Source organism: Gammaproteobacteria bacterium, assembly GCA_029880545.1.
Taxonomy (GTDB): Bacteria; Pseudomonadota; Gammaproteobacteria; order Acidiferrobacterales; family SZUA-150; genus JAOUOD01.
In genome coordinates, this window is the sequence record JAOUOD010000001.1 from 189,894 (window position 1) to 203,892 (window position 13,999).

The window sequence follows — 13,999 nt, forward strand, 5'->3', positions numbered from 1 at the left end:
GCCGGAGCAGCCCCTGGTACGGCGTCATACCGAGGTGGAGGCAATATTTGCGAGCCACAAGCCGCAACAAGTGATCAAAAAAACAGCCCCTGTGAAGGGGCTGTCGTTAATGGGCTGCTGAGCAATCTATATTATAACTAGAAGGTCACCCGGTTAGGGCGCCGTGGTAAAACTCCAGACCACGCTATCGGTAACGCCACCCCGGCCATCATTGGCGGTGACCTTCCAGTAATAGGTGGTACCCGGGTTCAGGCCGGTGACCGTGTGGCTGGCGGTAGCCGGTGGCACCACCTGGTTCACCACGGTCGTATCCCCTTCCTTGCTGCAGGCGCTTAAGCCAATGACCGCAATGATCACACCGACTTGCATGACCCGTTGCCGGCGTGACGGTGACAGGCCAACCAGGCCGATGAGTAACAGGCTCGAAGTCCCGCCTAATCCTGCCATCAACATTAGGGGCTGGTCGTACCAGGCAACAGCACAGTTAATGCAGAAGATCGATACCGGGAAGGTTTTCTCTTGCGCCCCGCCAATTATTCTTAAAGCAAATATTGTGGCGTCACATCATCGTGGCCGTGCCTGGCACATAATTATATATGCGTATGACTCAGTTTACGCCTAATTCTGGTCGATTCAAGTTGCCAGATGAGAATGATAAACAGTGTTAGGCAAGAGAATGGCCAACAATTTCAAACGTGTTATCTAAGACGATAGTCTGATTTACCATCCATGATGGTGGAAGGTCTATTTGGAGTTTGTACTTGGCCGGGTATCACCAAAACTTCCTGAGTATTGAATCTTCGACAGGCATCACGAAACGTCAGTGCCGGTTGCTGGCCACTTCGATTGGCGGAGGTGGAGACAAGGGCGCCGCCATACGCTTTACACAAAGCAGCGGCGATGGGGTGGGCGGTGACGCGCACAGCGATGGAATCGTGTTTGCCGGTAAGCCAGCGCGGTGTTGAGGATCTGGCAGGCAGGATCCAGGTCACCGGTCCAGGCCAGGTGGCCAGGGCCTTGGCAGGAATGGTTTCTACAAATGGTTTGAGTTGCTCGGGATCACTGGCAATGAGAATTAATCCCTTGCTGGCAGGACGCCGCTTGATACGCAGCAGGTGTTTGACTGCCTTGACGTTGCACGGGTCGCAACCCAGACCGAATACCCCTTCCGTGGGGTAGGCAACAATGCCGCCCTTTGCAATGTGCTGGACTGCTTGTTGAATCCGGTCGGGTTTCACGAACAGGTTACAGCAGTTTTTGTACTTCTTCGTTCTTGGCGATAACGGCGGCGGCATTGGCTTCGCGCTCTGCCTTCACCTTTGCGGCCATGTCGGCGTCAGCCACGCCAAGAATCTGCGCCGCCAGGTAACCGGCATTCTTGGCACCGGCGCTGCCAATGGCAACAGTCGCAACCGGTACACCGCCGGGCATCATGGCGGTAGACAGCAGTGCATCCATACCATCCAGCGGACCGGCGTCCATGGGCACACCGATAACCGGGCGTGTGGTCAGGCCGGCAACGGCACCGGCAAGATGCGCGGCCAGGCCGGCAGCGGCAATGAAGACCATGCAGCCGCGGGCTTCAGCGTCAGTTACATAGGTGTGAGTGGCGGCCGGTGTGCGATGCGCAGAAGTAATACGTACTTCGTGTTGAATACCGAAGCTTTTCAATACCTCGATACACTTGGTCATGGTCTTGAGATCAGAGTCCGATCCCATCAGTACGGCAACAAACGGTTTGCTCATTGATATCCCCTTGAATGATTAAATTGAATTCGACAGAAGTTGATCAAGACTGATCCTGTTCGCGGGCAATGGCGCGATGGCCAATGTCCCGACGAAAATAGGCGCCATCCCAGCTTATGGTATGCAATCTTTCATAAGCTTTCTTTTGTGCTTCGCCGACAGTGTTGCCCAAAGCGGTGACACACAGGACGCGACCACCGGCAGTCACCACCAGTCCGTCCTTGTCAGCAGTGCCGGCGTGAAACACCTTGGTATCGGTGATTTCGTTATCAAGGCCGCAAATGGCATCACCCTTGTGGTAGCTGTCTGGATAACCACCGGCCGCCATGACCACGCCCAATGCAATGCGCGTATCCCATTGCGCCGTCGCGGTATCCAGCTTGCCGTCCAGTGCCAGCTCAACCAGCTCAACCAGGTCTGATTGCAGGCGCATCATAATAGGCTGGGTTTCCGGGTCACCAAAGCGAACATTGTATTCGAGTACCTTGGGTGTGCCGTTGTGGTCGATCATCAAGCCCGCATACAGGAAACCGGTGAAAGCGTTGCCTTCAGCCGCCATGCCCTTGACGGTTGGCTCAATGACTTCGCGCATGGCGCGATCATGAATATCCTGTGTCACAACCGGCGCCGGTGAATAAGCGCCCATGCCACCGGTATTGGGTCCGGTGTCGCCGTCATGCGCGGCCTTGTGATCCTGTGATGATGCCATCGGCAGAATGTGTTCACCATCGACCATGACAATAAAGCTGGCTTCTTCGCCCCGGAGAAATTCTTCCACAACAACACGATGCCCGGCATCACCAAAGGCATTACCGGCAAGCATGTCGTTTACCGCGGCAATGGCTTCGTCTTCGGTTTGCGCGAGTATCACGCCCTTGCCGGCGGCGAGTCCGTCTGCCTTGACCACAATCGGTGCACCGCATTGCTTAATGTAGGCAACGGCTTCATCAATATCGGTGAAGTTGCCATAGGCGGCAGTGGGAATATGGTGACGTGCTAGAAAATCCTTGGTGAATGCCTTGGAGCCTTCCAGCTGTGCGGCGCCCTTGCCCGGACCAAAACAACGCAGCCCGGCAGCTTTAAAGCGATCAACGATACCGGCTACCAGTGGCGCTTCCGGACCGACAATGGTCAGCTCAACATTATCCCGGGCAAAGGCGAGCAGGCCGTCAATGTCATCGGCACTGATGGCAACATTTTCCATCCCGGTTTCGCGTGCGGTTCCGGCATTACCCGGCGCAACAAATACCTTGTCGACTTTTGCTGACTGCGCCGTTTTCCATGCCAGCGCGTGTTCACGACCACCGCTTCCAATAACAAGAACTTTCATATCAACACACCGCTGGTTGTCTAGTGTCGGAAATGGCGCATGCCGGTGAATACCATGGCCATGCCATGTTCATCGGCGGCGGCGATAACTTCGTCGTCACGCATGGAGCCGCCCGGCTGAATCACCGCGGCAATGCCGGTTTTGGCTGCCTGGTCGATGCCGTCACGGAACGGGAAGAAGGCATCCGATGCCATTACCGAGCCTTCCACTTTCAGCTTGGCCTGTTCCGCCTTGATGGCGGCAATGCGCGCGGAATTGACCCGGCTCATCTGGCCGGCACCGACACCTATGGTCATGTTGTTCTTGCCATAGACAATGGCATTGGACTTGACGAACTTGGCTACCTTCCAGGTAAACAGCAGGTCGCGCATTTCCTCATCAGTGGGCTGGCGCTTGCTGACGACCTTGAGTTCATTGTAGAGCAGCTCATCGGATCCCTGTACCAGCAGGCCGCCGTTGACACGCTTGTAGTCCAGGCGACCGGCAGGTTCAGCCGGCCATTGGCCGCACTGTAGCAGGCGAACATTCTTTTTGCTTTTTACGGCTTCAATAGCTTCCCTGGAAACGGATGGCGCGATGATGACTTCGACAAACTGTTTTTCAACAATGATCGCCGCAGTGTCGCCGTCGAGTTCCTGGTTGAACGCGATAATGCCACCAAAAGCGGATTCGGGATCGGTAGTAAAGGCGCGCTCATACGCCTGCAGCAGGTTTTCGCCCAGGGCAACGCCGCAAGGGTTGGCATGTTTGACAATGACGCAGGCAGGCGCGTTGTCGAATTGCTTGACGCATTCCAGCGCGGCATCGGTATCGGCGATGTTGTTATAGGACAATTCCTTGCCCTGGATCTGGGTTGATGTCGATATGGATCCGGCCTCGGCATTGTTTTCAACAAAAAATGCCGCCGACTGATGCGGGTTCTCGCCGTAGCGCATGGTCTGGACCTGGCGGAACTGGCTGCTGAAGGTACGCGGGAATTCGGTTTTTTCTTCACCAACAAGCTTGCCGAAATAGTTGGCAATGGCGCCATCATACCTGGCGGTGTGTTCGTACACCTTGATGGCCAGGTCAAAGCGCGTGGCTTCCGTGGTGGCGCCGGCATTGGCTTTCATTTCATCAAGTACGCGCACGTAATCATCAGCATTGACGATAACCGTGACATCCTTGTTGTTCTTGGCGGCAGCACGCAACATGGTCGGGCCGCCGATATCAATGTTCTCGATGGCGGTCGGGATATCACAGTCCGGCCTGGCCACAGTCGCTTCAAACGGGTACAGGTTGACAACGACAAGATCAATGGCGGCGATGTTGTGTTCCGCCATGATGGCATCATCGGTGCCGCGACGACCCAGCAGGCCGCCATGAATCCTGGGATGCAGGGTCTTGATGCGACCATCCATCATTTCCGGGAAGCCGGTATGCTCGGAAACTTCCTTGGCCTTGATGCCTTCGTCGGCCAGCAGCTTTGCCGTGCCGCCGGTGGACAGGATCTCAACATCGAAATCGTTCTGCAGGCTGCGGGCAAAATCGACTATGCCGGTTTTGTCGGAAACGCTAATCAGTGCTCGTTTGATGGTCATCGCTATATCGTCTGCCGTTTGTATGATAAACAAAGGCCGGCCCGAGGGCCGGCCTGCCGAAGAACAGTTTTACATGTTCCTATAATGGTTGCTTGATCGTGAAGGCGCCGCGTATGTCGCCTACCTTGTAACCACGCGCCTTGTCATCCGGGTAAAGCTGGTTGATTTGCGCTTCCAGCTTTTGGTCGATTTCCCCGGCATGACAGGTCATGCAGGGCGCGCCCGCCGGTATGGCTTTCATGTACCGGAAGTAGCGTTTGCCGTCTTCAGAGACCACCTCGGAGTATTCCAGTGTCTCGGGATTGGTGCCCGCTGCCTTGCGGGTTTCAAACTCATTCAGTACCTTTTGTTCCCAGGCATCCGGTGCGTTGGCCGGGTTGCGCAGTTTCAGGCTGGTGCGGCCGATTTGCCAACCGGTTTTGTCCGACATCATTGCCGCCATTTTTGGCGCCTTGTTGCGACAAACTTCGATAGCCTTGATCGGACCATGTTCTTTCATGGTTGATTGCAGTGTTGCCTGCATCCTGGTTTTCATGGTGCCGATAGTATCTCGCGAAGCAGCAATACGCTCTTCGGTATTCACTGTTGCGCAACCGGCGAGAGTAACAACAAGGACTGGAACCACGTTTCTGAGCAACTTCATGTACGCCCCCTGATTAGATCAAGTTGTATTGAGTGAGTTTTTTCCTTAACGTGTTGCGGTTTATGCCAAGCATGTCCGCGGCACGAGACTGGTTGCTTTCCGCATGCTTCATGATTACTTCCAGCAGCGGTCGTTCAACTTCTTTTAACACAAGCTCATATACATTATTTACGTTGGTGCCGTTTAAATCCTTGAAGTATCGTTCAAGACTCCGGGTGACGCACTTTGCCAGTGCGCCTTCATCAATATCTTTCTTGCGTGTAGTCACGCTGCCCACCCCACTTCGTTAATTTGGTGTTCAAAAAAGGTTTCTACGATCTCTTTTTGTGCCGATGCATCTTCGCTTTGATTGATCAGCCTGCGGAAGTCTGCGCCTCCTCGGGTGCCCTTGCTGTACCAGGCAATATGCTTGCGGGCTACACGTGTACCCGTGTAGTCGCCGTAAAACAGGTACAGGTTGTCCAGGTGACCGAGCAAGGTATCACGAACCTCGGTCAGGCTGGGTGGCTCGAGCATTTCGCCGGTTTTCAGGTAATGCTCAACTTCGCGAAATATCCACGGTCTTCCCTGGGCGGCCCGACCAATCATGACGCCATCGACGCCGGTATAGTCGAGCACATGTTTCGCCTTTTCCGGTGTTGTTATGTCGCCATTGGCAATCACCGGTATGCCAATGCGTGATTTGACTTCTGCAATGGTGTCGTATTCCGCGTCACCCTTGTACATGCATGCGCGGGTGCGGCCATGAATCGCCAGTGCCTGGATGCCGGATTCTTCGGCAATGCGGGCAATGGTTGTGGCGTTACGGTTGTCCTTGTTCCAGCCGGTACGAATCTTCAGCGTAACCGGGATATCGACTGACTTGACGACGGATTCAAGTATGCGTGCCACCAGCACTTCATCCTGGAGCAGTGCCGAGCCGGCCATGACATTGCAGATCTTCTTGGCCGGGCAACCCATGTTGATGTCGATAATCTGGGCGCCGTTTTGTGCGTTGTATTGCGCGGCCTGGGCCAGCATGTCCGGGTCGGCGCCGGCAATTTGCACGGACTTGGGTTCGGTTTCACCTTCGTGGTTGGCGCGGCGCCGGGTTTTGGCGCTGCCATATAATAAGGAGTTGGATGTCACCATCTCGGATACAGCCATGCCGGCACCCAGCTGTTTGCACAGTTGTCGGAATGGTCGATCTGTTACCCCCGCCATGGGTGCCAGGAACAGATTGTTGTCCAGTTTGTAGGGACCAATTTGCATACGCTTTCCCGCCGCGCTTGATGCCCGGTTGGTTTGTCCAGGGTACATATGGTTTTGAAAAAAGGGCGGCAATCATACCCAAAATTGACTGGCGCGGGGAGTGTATTTTGTAAGTGCTTGTCTTAAAACGTGAAGCCAACGACGTTTTGATTAATTATTGGGCAACCAGCCGAATTTCGTAGCCCTCGGTAGCATCATCCGGGCTGGTGACATCCAGTTGTATACGGTTGGCGGTATTGCGAGACATGGATCCGGATGTTCTTTCTTCCTTGTCGAGATAGTTATCCGGTCCGAACAGTCTGCGCGACGTGGTTTCGCCACGACGGTTGGTCAGTTTGACTTCCATGTGTGGAAAAGGTTGTTCGTACTTAGCCCGGTTAATCAGCGTGGCCTTGATGCGCAAGGCGGATTTGAACTTGGGGTGTGGCGCCACTGATGTGCCGGTGAGTTCGATCAGCGCCACGTCCTGGCGTGGCGCGATGGTGCAACCGGCGAACTCGCAGGCCTGGTGGATATAACTGCCCAATTGCGGATGCCAGGCCAGGTTATCCCGGTAGTAATAAAGTGTTTGCGCACATACCAGCAGTAACAGCACCAGGCTGCCCAGTCCCCAGTAGACCGGGCGCGTACGCTGGCCGGGGCGGCGACCGGTCAGTTCTTTCAGGATATCGCGTGCTTCGTCCCGGCTGAGTTGTGTCTGGTCAGGCCGGATATGACGACGAGGGCGCGTATCGATTTTGAATTCCGGAAGCGCCGGCGTCGTGGCGTCTGCAGCCGTGGATATTGGGGTGCTGGATTCCGCCGGTGTTGGCACCGCGACCGGAGCTTTGACCGGCTTCGCTGGGGCCGCTGCCGGACTGCCTACCAGGTTTTGATCACCGCGGAACACGGTTGTGCAATGACCGCAGCGGACCAGGCCATTGCGTTCCTGCAACTGTTGTGAGGTGATGGAAAATACCGTCTGGCATTCGGGACAGCGACAATACATAGATCGTAGTGTAATAGTTTGTTCGCTGTTGTCAGCTTTTTTGTTGTACGCCGCGAACACCGGCCAGCCGGGTCCAGCCGTCGCGACTGGTTTTTTCGAGGCTGAATTCAGGATAGCTAGCCGCCACGGCATCGGCCTGTTCATCCAGCAACCCGGCCAGTACCAGCCAGCCACCGGGCTTGACGTGCCCGGCTATGATATTGGCCAGTTGTTGCAGGGGTTCGGCCAGAATATTGGCCAGCACCACATCCGCCTGTTGATCGCCCGGAAAGTCTTCCGGCAACGCCGCATGCATGTGCTCAGCTACGCCGTTCTTTTCGGCATTTTCCAGAGTCACCGGCAACGCTAATGGATCATTATCAATCCCCCAGGCATCGGCAGCACCCAGTTTCAGCGCGGCGATGGCGAGCACGCCGGAGCCGCAGCCGTAATCAATAACCGTTTTTCCTTCAAGCGGCTGTTCCGCCAGCCAGTTCAGGCACAAGGCCGTACTGGCGTGGGTGCCGGTACCAAAAGCCAGGCCTGGATCCAGCAGGATGTTGGCGGCATCAGCAACCGGTGGCGTGTGCCAGCTGGGCACTATCCACAGGCGGCCACCGAAATGCATGGGCGTGAAACGCTCCATCCAGCTGCGCGTCCAGTCCTCGTCGGCCAGGGTTTCGGCGTGCCAAACCGGGCGCTGCCCGAGTCCGAGTTCGACCTTGTTAACAATGGCCTGGGCATCGGCATTGTTGTCAAACAGGCCGGTCACCTGGGTCTGGCTCCACAGGCCGCGCGCTTCCTGCGTCTGTTGCAGCAAGGGTTCGTCGCCGGCATCACGAAAGGTGACCGCCAGCGCATCGGCGGCGCTGAGCAACTCCGAGATAAACTCGGCGTTGTCGGGAGAGGCGGAAATGTGAATCTGGAGCCAGGGCATGGCTGGATGATAAAGCAGTTTTGGGGTGATGGCGACCGTGGTAGTTTATTGCCCGCGTTGTAGATGCTGCCTGCTCAGGCGCATAGAAAGGATAACAATATTTATGATCCATCAATGGAATACGGCGCCGTATTCTGACGGAGTTATGAGCCATTAAAAAAGCCCGCAGTAGCGGGCTTTTTTAATTCTGACTGTTGTATTTAATGCGACATTCCCAGTTTCTTTTCCAGGTAGTGAATGTTGACGCCACCGGCGGCAAAACCGGCGTCTTCCATGATGCGTCGGTGCAGGTCGATATTGGTGTTGATGCCTTCGACGACCACTTCACTCAGGGCGATGCGCAGGCGCTGCATGGCTTCGTCACGGGTACGGCCATGGGCGATGAGCTTGCCAATCATGGAGTCGTAGTACGGCGGTACCGTGTAACCATTGTAGATATGGGTATCGACGCGAATGCCGGGACCGCCGGGCTGGTGAAACTGGGTGATCTTGCCCGGTGATGGCAGGAAGGTCCTGGCATCTTCGGCGTTGAGACGACATTCAATGGCATGGCCGTTGATCTTGATATCTTCCTGCTTGTAGGCAAGTCGTTCACCGGAAGCGATTCGCAATTGTTCCTGGACAATATCGACACCGGTAATCAGTTCGGTAACCGGGTGTTCCACCTGCACACGCGTGTTCATTTCGATGAAGTAGAACTCGCCGTTTTCATAGAGGAACTCGAAGGTGCCGGCGCCGCGGTAACCGATTTTGCGACAGGCTTCGGCACAACGTTCGCCGATGCTGCTGCGCAGTTGCGGGGTAATGCCGGGTGCCGGTGCTTCTTCCACCACTTTCTGGTGACGACGCTGCAGTGAGCAATCACGCTCGCCAAGATGGATGGCATTGCCATGTTCGTCAGCCAGTACCTGGATTTCCACGTGGCGCGGGTTTTCCAGGAATTTCTCCATGTACACGGTGCTGTTGTTGAATGCGGCACCGGCTTCGGTCTTGGTCAGGGAGATGGCAGCCAGCAAGTTGGCCTCACTGTGCACGACACGCATGCCCTTGCCACCACCGCCACCGGCTGCCTTGATAATAACCGGGTAACCGATTTGACGGGCCAGGCGCAGGTTTTCTTCATCGTTTTCATCGAGCCCGCCATCAGAGCCGGGTACGGTCGGTACACCGGATTTCTTCATGGCTTCAATGGCGGCAATCTTGTCGCCCATGATGCGAATGGATTCCGGTGTCGGGCCGATAAACTTGAAGCCGCTTTCTTCGACGCGTTCGGCAAAGTCAGCGTTTTCTGACAGGAAGCCGTAGCCGGGATGAATGGCAACAGCGTCGGTGACTTCGGCGGCACTGATAATGGCCGGTACGTGCAGGTAGCTTTGCGTGGCCATGGCCGGGCCGATACAAACTGATTCGTCCGCCAGCTTGACATACTTGGCTTCGCGATCAGCTTCCGAATATACGGCGACAGTCTTGATGCCAAGAGTGCGGCAGGCGCGCTGAATGCGTAATGCAATTTCGCCACGGTTGGCGATTAATACTTTTTCAATCATGATCTGGTTCCGCCTTGTCAGTCGCCACTGGTGTGCGGGCAACTGACAATTGTTCGCTGTTACTCGATGACAAACATGACTTCGCCGTATTCAACCGGTTCGCCATTCTCTTTAAGAATGGCCTTGATGGTACCGGCCTTGTCGGCTTCGATTTCATTGAGCATCTTCATGGCTTCGATAATGCAAAGTGTGTCGCCGGCATTGACGGTGGCGCCCACTTCAACGAATGGCTTGGAACCCGGTGATGATGCGCGGTAAAACGTGCCTACCATCGGCGACTTGACGCCGTGGCCGCTGGGTACGGTGCTGCCGCCTGCAGCTGGTGCTTCGGCAACCGGGGCTGGTGCGGCTGGCGCTGCAACCGGGGCTGGTGCCGGCATCATCATGTGAGTCGCGGCCGGTGTTACCGAGCTGGCACGGCTGATGCGAATTGATTCTTCGCCTTCGTTGATTTCGATTTCGGCGAGGCTGGATTCTTCCAGCATCTCGATGAGCTTTTTGACTTTACGAATATCCATCTTGTTTAACCTTTATTGATGTGGCTAAGGGCCCCTTGCAGGGCCAGCTGGTAACCGGTTGCGCCCAGGCCGCTGATAATGCCAACAGCCAGGTCGGAAAAGTAAGAGTGTTGCCGGAATTCCTCGCGGGCGAAGATGTTCGACAGGTGAATCTCAATGAACGGAATACGGGTGGCAGCGAGGCTGTCGCGGATGGCGACACTGGTATGGGTAAAAGCCGCCGGGTTGATAATGACAAAATCGACGCCGTCCTGGCCGGCCTGCTGAATCCGGTCAACAATGGCGTGTTCGGCGTTACTCTGAAAGCATTCAAGCGTATGGCCGGCAGTGCTGGCACCGGCTTTGAGTTGGTTTTCAATATCGGCCAGCGTGGTACGGCCGTAGTGATCCGGCTCGCGGGTGCCAAGCAGGTTCAGATTGGGGCCATTAACTACCAGTAATTTGGCCATGTGCGTGTGTCCCGTCCCTCGAAAATCATTTAAAACACCTGATTTTTAGTTATTCGCTTTTATCAGGCGGGAATTAGACAGGATCGTGCGGCGATCTGTCTCATTCATTAAATTATTGCCGAAGAAGGGGGGAATGTCCAGAAAATGTGGAAATAACCGAAATTCGGTTATTTTTTTCTGAAGATCGGCACAAATAATCAATTTCCAATGTAAAAACAGAGACTTATGCCCACTGCCTCAAAGTAGCGGCTTGATCAATTCGACCAGCTCTGATTTACGGTATGCGCCGATTTTTCGGGCGATAATCCTGCCTTCACGGTCCATGATTACGCTGTAGGGCAACGAGCCAATTCGATTTCCGTAGTCAGCCATCAGTTTGAGGGTTGTGTCATCGCCTACCAGGACCGGGTAGTTGATGAAAAATGTATCCATGAAGTCGCTGATGTCTTCTTTTTTGTCTATCGCCACGCCAATGATCTGGAAGCCCTGGCCACCGAATTGCTCCTGCACCTCGACAAAGGCGGGAATTTCCTCTCGGCATGGCGGACACCAGGTGGCCCAGAAATTGAGCAACATGACCTTGCCGTTCCATTCGTCGATGGCGCGCGACTTGCCGGTCATGTCCGGCAGGCTGAAGGCAACGCGGTTGCCGGCGCCGTTATCGACGCGCGAGGTTTGTTGTTGCAGTGCCAGCCAGCCTCCGGCTGCAAATGCCAACGCCGCGATAAACGCGGCGATGAGTAATTGTTTTTTATTCATCTAATTAACCTTGTCGAGAATGACTAACAGCTCGTTCACGGTTTTATAGCCGTAAAAATTGATATTTTTACGCGCTTCGCCCTTGCTGTCAAAAAACAGCATGGCCGGGGGCCCGAAAATACCGAAGTGTTTTTTGATTTTTTTGGAATCCGGGTCGTTGGCGTCTTCAAGGTCTACTTTCAGCCGCACAAAACGCTGCATGCCCTGGCGGATACCGGCATCCATAAACGTGGTTTTTTCCATGCGTACGCAATCGGTACACCAGCTGGCATAGAAATCCACCAGCACCGGTTTGCCATCTGTCCTGGCGCTGTCCATTAATTGCTGTATTTGTTCCAGCGAATCCACGTTGTTAAACAACGGTGTGGCATGCGCTTCAACACTGCTCATCGTGCCGGCTTGCAGTAACTGCTCCGGAATCGGTCGCAGGATATCGCGATTGCCCAGTACGCCACCAAACAGGGCCATAACGCCCCAGGTAATCATGACTATACCGATACCCTTGTAGAAATATCGCCAGCCACTGCTTCCTTGCGGAACCTGTTCAAGTGCACCAAAGTACATGGCGGTAATGATTAGTAGCAGGCCCCAAAGCAGCAGCACTGGCACTTGCGGCAGTGTGCCCAGCAAGTAGATCGCGACGCCAAGCAGCATGACACCGAAGAAGTGCTTGACGCGCTCCATCCAGCCGCCGGCCTTGGGTACCAGCGCGCCGGCACCAATGCCGACAACGATCAGGATCAGGCCCATGCCCCAGGCCATGGCAAACATGATCAGGGTGCCAAGAATCGGGTCCTTGCTGGCGATGGCAATACTCAGCGCGGAAATCAGCAGTGGCGAAACGCAGGCGCCAACGATCAGCGCCGAGATGGCGCCGAGAAAGAATATTCCAATGAAAGAGCCGTTCTTGAACCGGTCAGAGTGCATGTGTAACCGGGTCTGGATGCCTGACGGAATTTGCAGTTCGTAAAACCCGAACATGGACAGTGCCAGCAGTACAAACAGTCCGCTCATGATGCTAATGGCCCAGACATTCTGAAAATAGGCCTGCAACTGCTCACCGGTACTGCCGGCGACATAGCCGGCAATGGAGTAGGTAAAGGCTGTACCCAGTACGTAACTGGCTGCCAGCAGGCCGCCCCGGGTCTTGTTGAATTCACGGTCACTCTGGCCAATGATGACGCTGGACAGGATCGGGATCATCGGCAGTACGCAAGGCGTGAAGCTGAGCAACAGGCCAACTATGAAAGCGCCGAATATCGCTGCCAGGTAGCCTTCTTTCATGCCGATAGGCGAGTCGCCGGAGACCGGTGCATCAGCTTGGCCAAACGGCTCTACTAACAGCTTGTTGCCATCAAGGCGCAACTGGAATTTCTTCACCGTTGGCAGGTAGCAAATGCCCTTGTCCTTGCAGCCCTGGTAATGCACGCGTAATACCGGTGAAGCGGACAACTGGTCGTTAGTGAATGATGTGGTCAGGCTGAAACTGTGCGGGTAGATCTCGGTTTTGCCAAAGCTCGGGTCATCCTTGATTTTGCCTGCCGGCAGCTCGATCGAATTCAGTTCGGTTTTGTTGCCGCCGTTATCCAGTACAAAGCGAAACTTGTCGCGATACAAATAGTAGCCTTCGGCGATATCAAAATTCAGACGCAGACCGGTTTCACCGGAAGCCAGCGCCGCGACTTTAAAGGCTTCGTCAGGCTTCAGAAATTCAACCTGGTTGCTGGGAATGCCATCACTGGAGCTGAGCGTGGCAGCAGCAGTCGGGTCGGATACATTATTCCCTGCATCAATGTTGCCGGCCGGCAGGTTCAGGACTGCCTCTTTCTTGACCGGGTTGTAACAGACGCCAATGGGTTCATTGCAGCCCTGGTAGCCGATCCGCAAGGTAACCAGGTGGGCCTCGGCCTTGCTGCGACTCAGTGGCAGCGTGATTGTGACCTTGTCGGTATAGGTTTCCACCTGGCCGAACAGCGGGTCCTGTTTGATTTCACCCTTTGGATAGACCGCCGGTTTCAGGCTGACACCGCCGTCGATCACGCCGAACTCAAACTTGTCTCGGTACAGGTAGTAGCCCTTGGCAACCACCCAGCTGGCCTCCACGGTATTGGCATCAACGACGCGAGTGGAAAGCTGAAAGGCGATATCCGGATCCAGCGGCTGATCATCGTTGGTCAGCAGGGAATTGGCCCAGGCCCCGGGCAGTGCCAGCAGGGCGAAGAGCAAGGCGGTCAAATATTTTTTGCCAAAGCAGAAATAAGTCATTGTTATA

At 55.1% G+C, this 13,999-nt stretch carries 15 protein-coding genes; all 15 read right to left on the minus strand.

All coding sequences use genetic code 11. The features are described 5' to 3' along the window. Positions 1-153: 153 nt before the first annotated feature. The 15 genes from OEZ10_00795 to dsbD all read right to left on the minus strand — a co-directional run bounded on the left by OEZ10_00795 (position 154) and on the right by dsbD (position 13,992). Positions 154-453 carry a fibronectin type III domain-containing protein gene (locus tag OEZ10_00795; GenBank protein ID MDH5631509.1) on the minus strand — a complete coding sequence of 100 codons (300 nt, stop codon included), beginning with the start codon at positions 451-453 and terminating at the stop codon, positions 154-156. 245 nt (positions 454-698) lie between these two features. Continuing rightward, on the minus strand, positions 699-1,295 hold the full coding sequence (locus OEZ10_00800) for an L-threonylcarbamoyladenylate synthase (GenBank protein MDH5631510.1): 597 nt from the start codon (positions 1,293-1,295) through the stop codon (positions 699-701). Continuing rightward, on the minus strand, positions 1,246-1,746 hold the full coding sequence (purE, locus tag OEZ10_00805) for a 5-(carboxyamino)imidazole ribonucleotide mutase (protein ID MDH5631511.1): 501 nt from the start codon (positions 1,744-1,746) through the stop codon (positions 1,246-1,248). Before purE ends, OEZ10_00800 begins: the two co-directional genes overlap by 50 nt. Before the next feature lie 43 nt (positions 1,747-1,789). Further along, positions 1,790-3,076 carry a phosphoribosylamine--glycine ligase gene (gene purD, locus OEZ10_00810; protein MDH5631512.1) on the minus strand — a complete coding sequence of 429 codons (1,287 nt, stop codon included), beginning with the start codon at positions 3,074-3,076 and terminating at the stop codon, positions 1,790-1,792. A 20-nt stretch (positions 3,077-3,096) separates the two neighbouring features. Continuing rightward, positions 3,097-4,656 carry a bifunctional phosphoribosylaminoimidazolecarboxamide formyltransferase/IMP cyclohydrolase gene (gene purH / locus OEZ10_00815; protein ID MDH5631513.1) on the minus strand — a complete coding sequence of 520 codons (1,560 nt, stop codon included), beginning with the start codon at positions 4,654-4,656 and terminating at the stop codon, positions 3,097-3,099. 79 nt (positions 4,657-4,735) lie between these two features. Further along, positions 4,736-5,299, minus strand: coding sequence for a DUF3365 domain-containing protein (locus tag OEZ10_00820; protein ID MDH5631514.1), 564 nt, complete (start codon positions 5,297-5,299; stop codon positions 4,736-4,738). Positions 5,300-5,312: 13 nt separating this feature from the next. After that, positions 5,313-5,567, minus strand: a complete 255-nt coding sequence (gene fis, locus OEZ10_00825) for a DNA-binding transcriptional regulator Fis (GenBank protein MDH5631515.1) — start codon at positions 5,565-5,567, stop codon at positions 5,313-5,315. Then, on the minus strand, positions 5,564-6,550 hold the full coding sequence (dusB, locus tag OEZ10_00830) for a tRNA dihydrouridine synthase DusB (protein ID MDH5631516.1): 987 nt from the start codon (positions 6,548-6,550) through the stop codon (positions 5,564-5,566). Before dusB ends, fis begins: the two co-directional genes overlap by 4 nt. 154 nt (positions 6,551-6,704) lie before the next feature. Further along, the gene (locus tag OEZ10_00835) at positions 6,705-7,538 is read right to left on the minus strand and encodes a zinc-ribbon and DUF3426 domain-containing protein (protein MDH5631517.1); all 834 of its coding nucleotides are present in this window, start codon (positions 7,536-7,538) and stop codon (positions 6,705-6,707) included. A gap of 31 nt (positions 7,539-7,569) precedes the next feature. Continuing rightward, positions 7,570-8,454, minus strand: a complete 885-nt coding sequence (gene prmA, locus OEZ10_00840) for a 50S ribosomal protein L11 methyltransferase (protein MDH5631518.1) — start codon at positions 8,452-8,454, stop codon at positions 7,570-7,572. A 200-nt stretch (positions 8,455-8,654) separates the two neighbouring features. After that, on the minus strand, positions 8,655-10,001 hold the full coding sequence (gene accC, locus OEZ10_00845; GenBank protein ID MDH5631519.1) for an acetyl-CoA carboxylase biotin carboxylase subunit: 1,347 nt from the start codon (positions 9,999-10,001) through the stop codon (positions 8,655-8,657). A 59-nt stretch (positions 10,002-10,060) separates the two neighbouring features. Beyond that, a complete protein-coding gene (accB, locus tag OEZ10_00850; GenBank protein MDH5631520.1) occupies positions 10,061-10,519 on the minus strand; it encodes an acetyl-CoA carboxylase biotin carboxyl carrier protein in 459 nt (152 codons plus the stop codon). 5 nt (positions 10,520-10,524) lie between these two features. After that, complete coding sequence (aroQ, locus tag OEZ10_00855; GenBank protein ID MDH5631521.1) at positions 10,525-10,968, minus strand: type II 3-dehydroquinate dehydratase; 444 nt, start codon at positions 10,966-10,968, stop codon at positions 10,525-10,527. Between the two features lie 237 nt (positions 10,969-11,205). Beyond that, entirely contained in the window at positions 11,206-11,727 is a 522-nt protein-coding gene (locus OEZ10_00860) for a TlpA family protein disulfide reductase (protein ID MDH5631522.1), read from the minus strand. Continuing rightward, positions 11,728-13,992, minus strand: a complete 2,265-nt coding sequence (gene dsbD / locus OEZ10_00865) for a protein-disulfide reductase DsbD (protein MDH5631523.1) — start codon at positions 13,990-13,992, stop codon at positions 11,728-11,730. It abuts the gene before it with no gap. Positions 13,993-13,999: the final 7 nt, after the last annotated feature.